Raw genomic sequence first — 14,661 nt, forward strand, 5'->3', positions numbered from 1 at the left:
GCGGGCGCGTAGCAAGTGCCACCCCTTATCCTCTCCCCAACGGGGAGAGGAGCGTAACGAAGGCCGAAACCCGGCCAAAGGGTAAAACAGATGACCGTGAAACTCTCGTCCTCTAACCTCTCCAAGCTGCCCGCCAACGTCGCAGGTCCGAAGTATGACCGCGCGACGCTGAAGGCCGGCATCGTGCATTTCGGCGTCGGCAATTTCCACCGCTCGCATCAGGCCGTCTATCTCGACGATCTGTTCAATGCGGGCATCGGCCATGACTGGGCGCTGATCGGTGCCGGCGTGTTCGACGGTGAAAAGATCGGCCGCGCCAAGCTGGAAGAGCAGGACTGGCTGACCACGGTGGTCGAGCAGGACTCTGGCCATATGAATGCCCGTGTGACCGGCGCGATGATCGACTTCCTGATGCCTGGCGATGCGGCCGCTATCATCGAACAGCTTACCGACCCGGCGATCAAGATCGTTTCGCTGACCATCACCGAAGGCGGCTACTTTATCGATCCGGCTTCCGGCGTGTTCAACCCGACCCATCCCGATATCGTCGCCGACGCGCAGGCCGGCGCCACGCCGAAGACGGTGTTCGGCATCATTCTTGCCGGGCTGATGCGCCGCCGCGATGAAGGCACCGTGCCGTTCACCGTGATGTCGTGCGACAACATTCCCCACAACGGCCATGTCACCTCGGATGGCGTCATCGGCCTGGCCCGTTTGATCGACGAGGATCTGGCAAACTGGGTCAGCGAGCATGTCGCCTTTCCGAACGGCATGGTCGATCGCATCACGCCGGCCACCACCGACCGCGAGCGCGGCATCCTGGCCAAGGATTTCGGCCTCGAGGACAACTGGCCGGTGTTCTGCGAGCCGTTCCGGCAGTGGGTGCTGGAGGACCATTTCACCGATGGCCGGCCGCCGCTGGAAAAGGTCGGCGTGCAGTTCGTCAAAGACGTTGCGCCTTATGAACTGATGAAAATCCGCATCCTCAATGGCGGCCATGCAGCGATCGCCTATCCGGCCGGCCTGATGGACATCCATTTCGTGCATGAGGCGATGCAGGAGCCGCTGGTGAGCGGTTTTCTGGCCAAGCTCGAACGGGACGAAATCATCCCGACGGTGCCGCCGGTGCCGGACACGGTTCTGGAAGACTATTACCAGCTCATCGAGAGCCGCTTCTCCAACCCGAAGATCGGCGACACGGTGCGCCGGCTCTGCCTCGACGGCTCCAACCGCCAGCCGAAGTTCATCATCCCGACCATCGCCGACCGGCTGAAGGCTGGGAAAAGCGTCGCCGGCCTGGCCCTGGAATCGGCATTGTGGTGCCGCTACTGCTTCGGCACGACGGACAGCGGCGCCGTCATCGAGCCCAACGACCCGAGTTGGGACCGGCTACAGGCGACGGCAAAGGCAGCAAAGGACGCTCCCGCCGCCTGGCTCGCCATGGAGGACATCTATGGCGATGTCGGCCGCGCAACGGCGTTCGTCGAGGCCTTTGCCCATGCGCTCAACGTGCTATGGGCGAATGGCGCGCGCGCCACGCTGACGCGCTACCTCGCCGGCAAGCTCTGAGAGCCATTCTCGGCCATGACGCCTGAACTGGTCATTTTCGACTGCGATGGCGTGCTGGTCGACAGCGAGGCGCTCTCCGTCTCGGCGCTGCTCGGCATGGTCAGGCTTGCCGGCGGCAGCGTCAGTGAGGATGCCGCCTACGAGCATTTCCTCGGCAAGAGCATGAAAAGCGTGCGCGAGATCCTCGGCCGCGACTTCGGGCTCGATATCACCGACCTGCACCTGACCGAGATGCGCGTCGAATTGATGCGCAAATTCCGCGAGGAGCTGAAGCCGATCGCCGGCGTCAAGAAGATGCTGCCGAAGCTTGGGCTGCCGTTCTGTGTCGCGTCCTCGGGCACGCTCGACCGCATCCGCTACGCGCTCGACGTCACCGGATTGCTTGGGCTGATGGAACCGCACCTGTTCAGTGCCACCATGGTGGCCAAGGGAAAGCCCGCGCCGGACCTGTTCCTGCATGCTGCCGCCAGCATGCGGGCCCATCCACACAAATGCCTCGTCATCGAGGACAGCCCGGCCGGCATCATTGCCGCGCGGGCGGCGGGGATGCGCGTGTTTGCCTTCACCGGCGGCTCGCATGCCGGCAACCCGACCTTGAAAGCGCGGCTTGCGTCGAGTGAACCGGACTTTATATTCGCTGACATGCTGCAATTGCCCGATCTGATTGCAGGCCTGGGAGCGAGAGACAGAGCATCTTGACGAAACAGTTCGTTTGCGCGGTCGATGTCGGCACCGGGAGCGCTCGCGCGGGCATTCTCGACACCAACGGCACCTTGCTCGGCCGCGCCGAGCGGCCGATCGCCATGAACCAGCCGAAGCCCGATCACGCCGAACATGATTCGCGCGATATCTGGTCGGCCGTCTGCGCCGCCGTGCGCGCTGCCCGCGAAAAGGCCGGCATAGCTGCCGAGGAGGTCGTCGGCATCTCCTTCGATGCCACCTGTTCGCTGGTGGTGCGCGACCGGCAAGGCGGCCAGCTCAGCGTCTCGACCACGGGCGACAAGCGCTGGGACACCATCGTCTGGCTCGACCACCGCGCCATCGCGGAGGCCGACGAATGCACGGCAAGCGGCCATGCCGTGCTGAATTACGTCGGTGGCGTCATGTCGCCGGAAATGGCGACACCGAAGCTGATGTGGCTGAAGCGCAATTTGCTGGAGACCTGGAATGAAGCCGGCTATTTATTCGATCTCACCGATTTCCTGACCTGGCAAGCGACAGGTTCGCTGGCCCGCTCGCAATGCACGTTGACCGCCAAATGGACCTATCTGGCGCATGAAGAGGCCGGCTGGCGGCGCGACTTCTTTGCGCTCGTCGGCCTCGGCGATCTTTTCGAGCACGGCAATTTGCCGGAAAAGGCCAGCCCGGTCGGCGCTTATATTGGCCAACTGACCGCCCAGGCAGCGGCCGAGCTTGGGCTGAGCGAGAAATGCCGGGTCGGCGCCGGCGTCATCGATGCCTATGCCGGTGCGCTTGGCGTGCTCGGCGGCTTTGCCGGCGACCAACAGGACATCGGCCGGCATTTGGCGCTGATCGCCGGCACGTCGAGCTGCGTCATGGCGATGTCACCGGATCCGCAGCCCTTCGCCGGCGTCTGGGGTCCCTATTACGGCGCGGCGCTGCCCAGGCTGTGGCTGTCGGAAGGCGGCCAGTCGGCGACCGGCGCCCTGCTCGACCACATCATCCGCTGGCACGGCGCCGGCGGCGAGCCTGATGCCGCCATGCATGCGAAGATCGCCAGGCGTGTCGCCGAGCTGCGCGCCACCGAGGGCGACAACCTTGCCGCGCGGCTGCATGTGCTGCCCGATTTTCATGGTAACCGCTCACCGCTCGCCGATCCGCATGCCGTCGGCGTCGTCAGCGGGCTGACGCTGGACTCCTCCTTCGACAGCCTGTGCAAGCTCTACTGGCGCACCGCCGTCGGCATCGCGCTCGGCGTGCGCCACGTGCTGGAGGCGCTGAACGAGAACGGCTATCTGATCGATACGCTGCATGTCACCGGCGGCCACACCAAGAACCCGCTGTTGATGGAGCTCTATGCCGACGCCACCGGCTGCACGGTGATCGAGCCGCTGGCCGACGAGGCGGTGCTGCTCGGCACCGGCATGATCGCCGCCACCGCGGCCGGGCTGTTTCCCGACCTCAACGCGGCCTGTCTTGCCATGCAGCAAGGCGGCAGGAAGCGCGCGTCGAACCCGAAATCATCAGGGCGTTTCGACCGCGACTACAAGGTTTTCCTCGAGATGCACCGCCAGCGGCGGATGCTGGACGCGATCCGCTAGAGCATCGGGGCCGGTCCCCGGCTCAATCCGTTCCCGTCCCTCCTCTCTTGCCTTCATGTCGCGTTTCGTCCAGAAGCTGACGCAAACGCCGCGAAACCGAAGGTTTTGCCGTTTGACATGCGGCTTCCGGCTCTGGCCGACGCGCCGTAGCTGGAAAGAGCGGAACAATGTCTGCGATCGAAGCCGGCGCTCGCGCGCCGGAAAATCTTTGGCGTCAGGAAATCAGGGCGACGCTGGCGCTCGCCTGGCCGATGGTGCTGACCAATCTCGGTCAGACCGCGATGACGGCCACCGACGTCATGATGATGGGCCGGCTGGGGCCGGATACGCTGGCCAGTGGCGCGCTTGGCGCCAACCTCTATTTCATGCCGCTGATCTTCGGCCTCGGCCTGATGCTGGCGACATCGCCGATGATCGCCACCGAGCTTGGCCGCCGCCGCTATTCGGTGCGCGACCTGCGCCGCACCGTGCGCCAGGGCCTGTGGCTGGCGATCCTGATCTCGATCCCGATCTGGCTCGTGCTTTGGCACGGCGAAGGCATTCTGCTGGCCATGGGCCAGGAACCGGCGCTGGCGCATCAGGCCGGCATCTATCTACGCTGGCTCGAATGGGCGGTGCTGCCCTTCTACTTCTATATCGTGCTGCGCTCGTTCATCTCGGCGCTGGAGCGGCCGGGCTGGGCGCTGGTCATCGTCTTTGTTGCCGTCGCCTGCAATGCCTTCTTCAACTGGGTGTTCATGTTCGGCAATCTCGGCGTGCCGTCGATGGGCATTGCCGGGTCGGGCCTTGCCACCTCGCTGTCCTCAACGCTGATGTTCATCGGCCTGGCTGCCGTGGTGATGCTGGAGAAGAAGTTCCGCCGTTATCGTCTGTTCGGACGATTCTGGCGATCGGACTGGCCACGCTTCAAGGGCCTGTTGCGGCTCGGCCTGCCGATTGCCGGCATTCTCGCCTTCGAGGTGACTATCTTCAATGCGGCCGCCCTGCTGATGGGCCTGATCGACGCGGATTCGCTGGCCGCGCACGCGATCGCCATCCAGATCGCCTCGATCTCCTTCATGGTGCCGCTTGGCCTCAACCAGGCGGTGACGGTGCGCGTCGGCCTTGCGCATGGCGCCGGCAATCCGCAAGGCGTGTCGCGCGCCGGCTGGACCGCCTTCGTCATCGGCGTCTCGTTCATGGCGCTGATGGGGCTGGTGATGATCCTGTGGCCGCATCCGCTGATCAGCGCCTTCATCGATCTGAGCAATCCGGCCAATGCCAGGGTGATCGAACTTGCCGTGTCGTTCCTGGTCTTCGCGGCGCTGTTCCAGGTCTTCGACGGCGCCCAGGCGGTGGCCGCCGGCATGCTGCGCGGCCTGCACGACACCAAGGTGCCGATGATCTATGCCGCGATCGGCTATTGGGGCGTCGGCCTGCCGCTTGGGGTGCTGCTCGCCTTCCATTTCGGCCTGCATGGCGTCGGCATCTGGATCGGCCTGTCGACGGGGCTGGCCGTGGTGGCCGCGCTGCTGCTGGCGCGCTGGCTGCGGCGCGACCGACTGGCCCCGCCGCTCGCGTTCGGGCATTGAAACAGGACGGTTGGGCTCGGCGGCTGTTGTCCTGTGGACGTTGGCTCATTGAACGACGTCTTCAGAACTCCCTCGAAATCCGGCGCCGCGCTGGAGGCGGTCAGAATGTCGGCGGCGTGTTGACCCAGAGGATGCGGACCGTGGTCGAACCGATATTGCGGTAGCCGTGGCCGAGTTCGGAGTTGAAATAGAACGCGTCGCCTGCCTCGAGCGCCACCACGTTCGCCTCGACCAGCAATTCGACGGAACCTTCGAGCACGTAGCCGAACTCTTGTCCCTTGTGGCTGATCAACTCGGGGCTGCCGCCGCCGGCCTCGATCACATGAACGTTGATCTGCAGCAGATATTCCGGACCGGACGGCACCAATTGCTCGAGCACGACATGGTTGCCCGAACGCCGATGTCCCGTCTCCATGTGCGGACGCTCGTTTTGCCGCAAAACGAACACTTCCGAGGCATTGTGCTGCAGCGTGCCGAACATCGCGTTCATGTTGATGCCCAGTGCCTGCACCAGCCGGTGCAGAGCCGCCATGGACGGCGTAGCGCGGTCGTTTTCGATCTTCGAGAGATAACCCTCTGTCAGCCCGATGCGGGCGCCGAGCTCTTCCAGGCTGAGGCCAAGCACCTGTCTGGCATGGCGCAGCTTGACGCCGATCCTCGGGGTTCCGTTTCTGTCGCGCATGTCAGGTCCGCGTCTTCATCCAGTCCGCCAGCTTCGCCAGCAGGAAATCGACTTCCGCCTCGGTGTTGTAATGAGCCAGCCCGATGCGGACGACACCGTTGCGGTCCGCAAGCCCCAGCCGCTTGATTGGCTCCAAACCGTAATTGTGACCGTGCCAGAGATAGATGCCTTCCTCTGCCATCGCCTTGGCGATATCGGCGGGATCGGTTCCGTCAACGGTGATCGACACGGTAGGCACACGGCGCGCCAGCGCCGCCACATCGGATATGCCCTGGATCAAGACGCCATCAATTCTAGACAATCCGGCAATCAGCCGTGCTGTCAGGACACGCTCATAACGGTCGGCGACTTCAATGCCGGCGACGATGCGCTCCCGCCGCGTCGCCTGCGGGTGGACGTTGCCGAAGGACTGTCCGAGCCAGGCATAGTGCTCGACGGCGCCAAGCACCCCGGCAAGCGCCTCGCGGCTTGTCGTTCCCGTCTCGAATTTTCCAGGTGGCGTATTGGAAGCAGCGCGCACCTTATAGGCGGTCAGCGCCTGCAGCAGATCGAAACGGCCCCACAACACCCCGTGATGCGGTCCAAAAAATTTGTAGGCCGAGCAAACCAGGAAATCACAGCCGATCTCCTGGACGTCGATCACCCCATGCGGCGCGAACTGCACCGCGTCGATATAGCTCAGCGCCCCGATCGCGCGGGCGCGCTGCGCGATCCGCTTCACGTCGTTGATCGTGCCGGTAACGTTGCTGGCATATCCGACGGCGACCAGCTTGACGTCCTCGTCGATAGTCGCCTCCAGCGTCGACAGGTCGAGTTCGAACGTTTTTGGATCGAGGTCGATCCAGCGTACTTCAAGCCCCCGATCCTCCGCCAGCATCAGCCAGGGTGCGACGTTGGCGTCATGATCCATGCGCGTCAGCACGATGGCGTCGCCGGCGTTCAGATCGCGGCCGATGGAGCGCGAGACGGCGAAAGTCAGAGTCGTCATGTTCTGGCCGAACACCACCTCACGCCGGTCGGCGGCATTGAAGAAATCGGCCATCGCCTGATGCGCGTCGTCGACCATCGCTTGGGCCGCGAGTGAGGTTTCGAAATAGCCACCAAGATTGGCGTTGGTTTCGATCATGACACGCGTCATACGCTCGATCGAACGGCTCGCCATCTGGGTTCCCGCGGGATTGTCGAAGAAAATCCGCTTCTTCGGCTCGGCACCTCTCGCCATCGCCGGAAAAGCATCGCGGACTGTATCTATATCCATGTCTGAATTCCGTATCTGATGATCGTTGTGCGGCGGCCCCTAGACCGCCGCCAGCAGCGGCTTCACGCGTTCAGCCGGCCGCTTCATGGATGGCGACAGCGCGAGCCGGGAAGCCAGATCCGGCCTTTGGCTTTGGCCAGCTTGCCATTATCAACGCGCCGGCTTCGGGCACCTTGTCGAGATTGGCCAAGAGCTCGATCTGCCAGCAGTCGCGCGACAGCACGTAGTATTCCAGGCTTGCGTCACCTGCGGAAGTGGCACGGCCGGGATCAGTGTCCATGCCCTCGTGCCCGATCGCAGCAACACCGCGGCGTTCCAAAAGTTCCTCCAGCACCGGCTTCGACCAACCCGGCGCATGCGAGATACCGTCGGCCGACTTGTTCCGAAATGCCACGGGGTCCGGCCAGCGCGGCCACCAGCCGGTGCGAAGTGCGACAAAACACTTTTCCGGGATACGGCCGTTCCGCGTCTCCCAGGCCGAAATATCGTCGAGCGTCGGCGTCGCGTCGGGATCGGCGGCGACCCTGTCGCTGATGTCGAGGATGACCAGCGGCAGAAGCATCTCCGCCACCGGCAGTTGGTCGATCGAGCGGCCGCCGTCGATGAAGTGCACCGGTGGATCGACATGGGTGCCCCACTGTCCGACGAAGGCGTAGTGGTGGACCTGGAAGGCATCGCCCTTCGAAAAATCGAGCAACGCACTGCGCTCCTCGTCCGGGAAGGCCGGGAAATGCGGCTGACCCGGATGAAACGCATGCGTCAGGTCGGTGAAGGTCGCGGCGGAGAGCCGCGACCTGTAGATGTCCCAAAGCGAGCCCGGAGTGGACAAGATCACGGCTCCGCGACGAAGGTCGGTGCCGCTTCACTTGCCAGGACAAGCTTGCCGTCCTTGACACCAATGACCGAGACCGACTTGTCCGGCACCGAAATGCCCGGGCGGTAGGTGATCGTGCCGGTCACGCCGTCGAGCCCGGACGTAGCGGCCAGCGCGTCACGGATCTTGGCCGGATCCGGCGCACCGGCACGCTTGATCGCGTCGGCCATCAGCTTGACCGAGTCGTAGCCGAGCGCAGCGAACGCGTTCTCCGGGGCATTGCCGACCGACTTGGTGTAGGCGTCGATGAAGGCCTGCACCTTCGGGGTGGCGCCCTCACCGATGTAGGCGTGGGTAGTGAAGTAGGTGTCCTTGGCCGCATCGCCGCCGACCTGGATCAGCAAGGGCGTGTCGTAGCCGTCGCCGCCGACCACCGGCAGGTTGATGCCGGCCTGGCGCATCTGCTTCAAGATCAGGCCGATTTCCTCGGCATTCGACGAGGCATAGACGAAGTCTGGCTGCGGCGACAGCGCCTTCAGTTTGGCGATCTGCGCGGTAAAGGTCTTGTCGCCGATCTTGTAGGTGTCGCGCTCCAAAATCTTGCCCCCGCCATGCTCGTAGGCGGTGACGAAGTAGTCCGACAGCAGCGTTGTGTATTCAGTGCCGATGTCGGTCAGCAGGTAGGCGGTTTTGCCGTTCAGCTTGTTCAGCGCAAATTCCGCGCCAACCGCAGCCTGAACGTTGTCGCCGAAGGCGGCGAGGAAGATCTCGTTGCCGAGCTGGCTAGGCAATTTCGGCGAGGTCGCGCCTGGCGTTATGAACGGTATCTGCGCCGTCTGGACCTGCGGTCCGATGGCCAGCACCGAGTCGGAATCGGCGAAGCCGATGATGCCGACGACCTTGTCGCTGTCGATCAACTGGCTGGCGACGGTCGAGATCGTCGTCGAATCGCTCTTGGAGTCGTAGATCACCAGTTCTATCTGCTGGCCGAGCACGCCGCCGGCGGCGTTGATTTCGCTCGCTGCCAGCTTGGCGCCATTCAGCATCGGACCGTCGAGCGAAGCCTGGATGCCGGTCAGGTTTGCCGGATAGCCGATCTTGATGGTGTCGGCAGCAAGTGCCGTGCTGGCCGAGGCAAGCGCGAAGAATGCGCCAAGTCCCAGGCCGATGGTACCGCGTCGAGTGAGTTTGATCATCGTTTTCGTTCCTCTGTCTGGTTCACCGTTGCCGATCTTTGGGTTGATCCGAACGTAAGTTCCCGGTCCCCCATGATCCCCTTCGGCCGGAAGATCATGACTAGAATGAAGATGAAGCCGAGCACGATCTGGCTGGCGCCAAACAGGGCCGGCACCGCGAAATCGCCGATCGTGAAGCCGCGTTCGACCGAGCGCAGGATCTCCGACAACAGCGAAACGCAGATGACACCGACCACCGCGCCGGTCAGGGAGCCCATGCCGCCCAGCACCAGCATTGTGATCAGACTCATCGTCAGCGCGAAGTAGAAAGTGTTCGGCGAAAACGAGCCGAGATAATGCGCATAGAGCGACCCGCCGACGCCTGAGAAGAACGCGCCGATGACGAAGGCGATCAGTCTGGTCCGCAGCACGCCGATTCCGACAGCGCTGGCCGCGATCGTGTCGTCGCGCACCGCCTTCATGGCGCGCCCGAAAGGCGAATAAACCAGGCGCGCCAGAACGAACACCGTGATGGCGAGCCAACCCATCACCCAGGGCAACGTCGTCTCCAGCGGCACGCCGGTAAACGTGCGGGCACCTCGGGTGAAATCCGACGCATTGATCAGCACCACGTTGACGATAATCAAGAATCCCATCGTCGCCACCGAAACGAAATAGCCCGACAGGCGCATCAAGGGATAACCGACGACCACCGCAAGCAATGCCGTCAGAAGACCTGCCACCAGCGTCGCCGGCAGGAAGGGGAGGCTGAAAGCATGCAGAAACCCCGGCAGATGCGGCAGCAGTGCCATCTTCTGCTGCACCGGGATCGACAGGATCCCCGAAATATACGCGCCGGCGCCGATGAAGCCGACATGACCGAGCGAAAACACGCCCGTAAAACCGTTGCTCAGCGACAGCGCCAGCACCAGGATTGCATTCAGCGCGATCAGCAGGATAATCCGGACGAAATAGTCGCTCAGCACGTGCGGCGCACCGAATGCGACAGCTGCTCCCGCCACCACGGCGACGAGGACGAGGAGTGTGATCCGCGCTTCCCGGCTCACAGCTTTATCTCCCGGTTTGGCTGGAGCAGCCCGCCCGGGCGCACCAGGAGAAAGGCGATCAGCACGGCGAAGACGATTGCGTCGCGATAGGACGAGACGCTGCCCGGCAGGAATGCGACGATGAAGATCTCCAGCGCGCCCAATATGTAGCCGCCGACCAGGGCGCCCGCGATCGACCCGAAGCCGCCGATGATTGCCGCCACGAAAGCCTTCAGGAGCGGCGTGAAGCCCATCTGCGGCTGCACCACGCCGGCCTGCGCCGCCCACAAAATGCCGGCGAGGCCGGCATAGGCGGATGCGACGATGAAGGCGACGATGATCAACCGGTTGACGTTCAGACCGACAAGGTGTGCCGCCGACATGTCCTCGGCTGCGGCGCGCATGCCGAGCCCAGTCGTGGTGCGCGTGATAAACCAGCCGAGGAGCAGCAGCGACACGAAGGTCAGCGCGATGGTCAGGAGATTGATGCTGGTGAAGGTGATGGCGCCGTTCGACATTTCCCAGGAGGTGTTGAGAATATCGGGGAGTGGAAAATTGCGCGGCGAGGAGGTGAACACCAGGATGCCGACATTCTCGATGATGTAGGTGACGGCGAGGCTGGTCAGCAGTCGCGCAACGTCGGGCGCGTCGCGGATCGGGCGGTAGGCGATGCGTTCGATGAGGAAGCCGGCGGCGGCGGCCGCGGCGATGCCGCAGATCACGGCGACCGGGAACGGAACGCCGATGCCGACCAGCAAGGCAACCCCGAAGGCACCTACCATCATGACGTCGCCATGCGCGAAATTGGTCAGCTTGAGGACGCCGAAGACGATCGACAGGCCGACCGCCACCAGTGCGTAGAGGCTGCCGAGGCTCACCGCATTGACGATCTGCTGAAGGATATAGTCCAGCTGGGTCATGTTGCCGCCCCGAGATATGCCTGCGCCACGCGTTCGCTGTCGCGCAGTTCCGCGGACCGGCCAGACAGCGCCACCTGGCCCGTGCGCAGCACATAGGCGCGGTCGGCGAGGTCCAGCGCGAGCGTGATGTTCTGTTCCACCAGAAGCATCGTCATGCCCTGGCGCTTCAGTTCGGCAAGCGCGCTGAAGATGTGGCGCACCAGCAGCGGCGCAACGCCGAGCGAAGGCTCATCGAGCAGCAGCAGGCGCGGCGCCGCCATCAGCGCGCGCGCCAAAGCAAGCTGCTGCTGTTCGCCGCCCGACAGCGTCCCGGCCAGCTGCTTCAGCCGCTGCTTGAGAATCGGGAACAGCATGAACATGCGCTCGCTGTCTCTGAGGATGGCATCCTTGTCGGTGCGGGTGCAGGCGCCGAGCCGCAGATTGTCAGCCACCGTCAGGCCGCCGAACAGGCGCCTGCCCTCCGGGCTCTGCGCGATGCCCAGACTTACGATGCGCGACGGAGCGACACCTCCAATCGGCTTGCCATCGAAGATGATCCTGCCGCCGCGCGGCCGCGACAGGCCGGAAATGGTGCGCAAGGTCGTGCTCTTGCCGGCGCCGTTGGCGCCCACCAACGCCACCACCTCGCCGGCATGGACGTCGAGCGAAATGCCCTTCAGCGCACGCACCGCGCCGAAATTGACCTCGAGGTTCTCGACGCTGAGCAGAACGGGGCTAGGCGTGGCCAAGATACGCCTCCCGCACTTTCGGGTGTTCGCGTACCTGCTCCGGTGTTCCGACGCAGATCACCTCGCCAGTCGCCAGCACCTGGATGCGTTCGCACAGCGCCATGATCAGGTCCATGTCGTGCTCGACAACGACCACCGTTACGCCATAGCGGTCACGGATCGTCCGGATCAGCGCTGCCAACACCTTGGTCTCGTTGGAATCAAGCCCGGCTGCGGGCTCATCGAGCAGCAGCAGCTGCGGGCCGGTCGCCAACGCACGCGCAATCTCCAGCCGCCGCTGATCGCCGTAGGGAAGATCCGCGGCGACCCTGCCGGCCTGATCTGTCAGGCCCATGAGGTCGAGGAGTTCGTCGGCCTTCTGCCGGGTCGCGGCCACCCGCTCGCGATAACGCCGACCGCGCAGCACGGTATCGGCGGCGCCGACAGGATGGCGCAACTGCGCCGCCGTCAGCACGTTCTGCGCGACGCTGAGGCTGCCGAACAGGCGAGAGCCCTGGAAGGTGCGGGCGATGCCCATCGCGACGATCTGCGATGTGCGCAGGCCGACGATCGACCGGCCCTCCATCTCGATGCTACCGGAATTCGGCTGGGAGAAGCCGGTGATCAGGTTGAAAAGCGTGCTCTTGCCCGAGCCATTCGGCCCGATTACCCCAATGATTTCACGTTCGTGGAGCTCGATGGAATGATCCCGCAGGGCAACTAGCCCTCGAAAGGCTTTTGTCAGCCCGACCGTCCTCAACAGCACTCGACTCGACTGTCTATCCACCCGCCGGTTTGCCCCTGTCCCTCGCCGCCCCGTTCGGCCCGGTCAAGCTTCAAATGGACAATTCGAACGGCAAGATGTCAAGTCCTATTCCCAAGAGGAAAGCTGTATGCCTGCCTCGGCTCGACCGTTGCCGCGACAGCACCGGCATCGATGCAGGGCCTGCAGTCCAGCGCGCCAGCGCTCGCTTCTCGAGCCTGCGCGCATAGTGCGTGGGCGCAAGGCACGAGACGAAGACGATCGGCGCCACCGGCCCGTAGACCTTGGGCGTCCTCGGACCGCGCTTGTGCTAGCTTGTTATCTGTTCGGCGACAGCTTCTTCGAGGCCGGCTGCGGCCTGGGCGGCGAGAGCGCGCGCCGCCGCCTGTGAATCGTAGAATTCCTCGAGCGCATGAACCCTGCCCCACCGCAGCGTGAACACGTGGAGACCACGGTTGACGTAGGACGTATCGCCATTGAGCAGGGTAGCGGTGCCATCCCACTGGGCAAACACGGTGGTATGCCAGGGCCAGCCCTTCACCCACACGTGGTTGACCGTGAGATGGAGAGTGGGCAGGACACGGCCGAGGCGCTCGAACCACCGGCGCAGGGCCTGCTTGTCGTGACGCTCGCCACCAAGCGCGTGTGCGCCACCAACCCGGTGATGGACATGCGGCGCGATGGCCTTCACCGCCGCATCCCAGCGATGGTTGTTGACGTCGTCGAAGCTCTGCCGGATCGATTTCTCGACAAAATAGCTGTAAAGCATGTGACCTCTCTCCAAACTTATCGGTGGCGCGCCGTTCCGACGCGAGACCCCGGCCAGCATCGCTCGGCCGCGGCCTGCGCGTCAGGTCAGGGCATTGTCGCGTCGGCTCGCAGGGATGTGTCCGTCTCGGTCGAGACCGTCACTTCCTCACCGGACCTTGAGAACGCGTAGAGCGAGCCCGGGTGGCCAGGTATGGAAAACGCCACGGAGTCACTGTTGGCGAGGCCCATGACAACCCGCAGCGGATCACCCCCGGTCTTCGGTGCGAAAGTGGCGGTGACCTCAAGCAGGTCGCCGTCCGGAACGTAGTAGACCACCATGTCCAGGTGTCCCTGGTGCAGGCTACCGCCTTCGATCGGGCGCCCGATGGTGGCTTCCTCGGCAAGAGCCGGGGTTGCAAGAAACAGCGCCGCCAGCAGCGAGGCGCCCAAGGTTTTGCGGATCATCTCATTTGTCCTTTTTTAGATTGCGTTCACCCTCTATATAGGGTATAGATTACGAATGCAATCTAAAAAAGGAGATGACGATGCGTGTAAGTCGCACTCAGGCCGCGGAAAACCGTGAGACCGTGATCAATGTGGCAAGCCGGCTTTTTCGGGAGCGCGGGTTCGACGGCATCGGCCTCAAGGATCTGATGAAAGGGGCCGGGCTGACCCAGGGCGCCTTTTACAAGCAATTCGAGTCGAAGGACGATCTGGCGGCGCTGGCGTCCAGGCGGGCTATGGAAAGCGCCACCCACAAATGGTCGGCCGCGACCGCGGCAAATCCCGGGAACCCGCTCGACGGGGTGATCTCATTCTACCTCAGCATGGATCATCGCGGAGAAAAGATGGACGGCTGCCCGGTCGTTGCGCTGGGCTCGGATGCGGCCAGGCAAGGTGCCGAGGTGAAGGCATCATTCGAAGCCGGCATCAAGGCGTACCTCGAGATGCTCGGCGGTTGGGTTGGCGAGGGCGACAGCGAAAAGACCGGCAACAAGGCAATGGCCGTTCTCTCGACGATGGTCGGCGCGGTCGTGCTGTCGCGGGTCGTCAACGACCCCGACCTTGCGCAGGCTTTTCTGGATGCGGCGGCCGATCAGGTTCGCGAAGCAGTCGCTACTTGA

General features: G+C 63.8%; 15 protein-coding genes. 5 read left to right on the forward strand and 10 right to left on the reverse strand.

Translation table 11 applies throughout. The annotated features are described in order from the left end of the window. The first annotated feature begins 90 nt into the window (after positions 1–90). The 4 genes from M729_RS0106225 to M729_RS0106240 all read left to right on the forward strand — a co-directional run bounded on the left by M729_RS0106225 (position 91) and on the right by M729_RS0106240 (position 5,422). Positions 91–1,569 (forward strand): mannitol dehydrogenase family protein, encoded by a 1,479-nt coding sequence (locus M729_RS0106225; protein WP_027161076.1) that lies wholly within the window; start codon positions 91–93, stop codon positions 1,567–1,569. Positions 1,570–1,584: 15 nt separating this feature from the next. Then, positions 1,585–2,268: an HAD family hydrolase gene (locus M729_RS0106230; RefSeq protein ID WP_027161077.1), complete on the forward strand. Its 684-nt coding sequence runs from the start codon at positions 1,585–1,587 to the stop codon at positions 2,266–2,268. Beyond that, complete coding sequence (locus M729_RS0106235) at positions 2,265–3,851, forward strand: FGGY-family carbohydrate kinase (protein WP_027161078.1); 1,587 nt, start codon at positions 2,265–2,267, stop codon at positions 3,849–3,851. Before M729_RS0106230 ends, M729_RS0106235 begins: the two co-directional genes overlap by 4 nt. 167 nt (positions 3,852–4,018) lie before the next feature. Then, the gene (locus tag M729_RS0106240; protein WP_013528421.1) at positions 4,019–5,422 is read left to right on the forward strand and encodes an MATE family efflux transporter; all 1,404 of its coding nucleotides are present in this window, start codon (positions 4,019–4,021) and stop codon (positions 5,420–5,422) included. 100 nt (positions 5,423–5,522) lie between these two features. Here M729_RS0106240 and M729_RS0106245 read toward each other — a convergent pair whose 3' ends face one another. The 10 genes from M729_RS0106245 to M729_RS0106290 form a co-directional block, all read right to left on the reverse strand. Continuing rightward, positions 5,523–6,104, reverse strand: a complete 582-nt coding sequence (locus tag M729_RS0106245) for a cupin domain-containing protein (protein WP_013528422.1) — start codon at positions 6,102–6,104, stop codon at positions 5,523–5,525. A gap of 1 nt (position 6,105) precedes the next feature. Beyond that, complete coding sequence (locus M729_RS0106250; RefSeq protein WP_027161079.1) at positions 6,106–7,362, reverse strand: cysteine desulfurase-like protein; 1,257 nt, start codon at positions 7,360–7,362, stop codon at positions 6,106–6,108. A gap of 70 nt (positions 7,363–7,432) precedes the next feature. Next, positions 7,433–8,191: a cyclase family protein gene (locus M729_RS0106255; RefSeq protein ID WP_013528424.1), complete on the reverse strand. Its 759-nt coding sequence runs from the start codon at positions 8,189–8,191 to the stop codon at positions 7,433–7,435. Between the two features lie 2 nt (positions 8,192–8,193). Continuing rightward, positions 8,194–9,372, reverse strand: a complete 1,179-nt coding sequence (locus M729_RS0106260) for an ABC transporter substrate-binding protein (protein ID WP_013528425.1) — start codon at positions 9,370–9,372, stop codon at positions 8,194–8,196. After that, positions 9,369–10,418: a branched-chain amino acid ABC transporter permease gene (locus M729_RS0106265; RefSeq protein WP_027161080.1), complete on the reverse strand. Its 1,050-nt coding sequence runs from the start codon at positions 10,416–10,418 to the stop codon at positions 9,369–9,371. Before M729_RS0106265 ends, M729_RS0106260 begins: the two co-directional genes overlap by 4 nt. Continuing rightward, the gene (locus tag M729_RS0106270; protein WP_027161081.1) at positions 10,415–11,317 is read right to left on the reverse strand and encodes a branched-chain amino acid ABC transporter permease; all 903 of its coding nucleotides are present in this window, start codon (positions 11,315–11,317) and stop codon (positions 10,415–10,417) included. Before M729_RS0106270 ends, M729_RS0106265 begins: the two co-directional genes overlap by 4 nt. Then, entirely contained in the window at positions 11,314–12,045 is a 732-nt protein-coding gene (locus M729_RS0106275; protein WP_013528428.1) for an ABC transporter ATP-binding protein, read from the reverse strand. Before M729_RS0106275 ends, M729_RS0106270 begins: the two co-directional genes overlap by 4 nt. After that, positions 12,032–12,790, reverse strand: a complete 759-nt coding sequence (locus M729_RS0106280; protein ID WP_224620866.1) for an ABC transporter ATP-binding protein — start codon at positions 12,788–12,790, stop codon at positions 12,032–12,034. The genes M729_RS0106275 and M729_RS0106280 overlap by 14 nt, the downstream gene beginning before the upstream one ends. 307 nt (positions 12,791–13,097) lie before the next feature. Next, positions 13,098–13,556, reverse strand: coding sequence for a nuclear transport factor 2 family protein (locus M729_RS0106285; protein ID WP_013528430.1), 459 nt, complete (start codon positions 13,554–13,556; stop codon positions 13,098–13,100). Positions 13,557–13,642: 86 nt separating this feature from the next. After that, positions 13,643–14,002, reverse strand: a complete 360-nt coding sequence (locus M729_RS0106290) for a hypothetical protein (RefSeq protein WP_032808064.1) — start codon at positions 14,000–14,002, stop codon at positions 13,643–13,645. An 80-nt stretch (positions 14,003–14,082) separates the two neighbouring features. On the opposite strand from M729_RS0106290, the gene M729_RS0106295 reads away from it, so the two are divergent. Further along, positions 14,083–14,661, forward strand: coding sequence for a TetR/AcrR family transcriptional regulator (locus M729_RS0106295; protein ID WP_027161084.1), 579 nt, complete (start codon positions 14,083–14,085; stop codon positions 14,659–14,661).

The organism is Mesorhizobium sp. WSM1293 (assembly GCF_000513875.1).
In the GTDB taxonomy this organism is placed as follows: Bacteria; Pseudomonadota; Alphaproteobacteria; order Rhizobiales; family Rhizobiaceae; genus Mesorhizobium; species Mesorhizobium ciceri.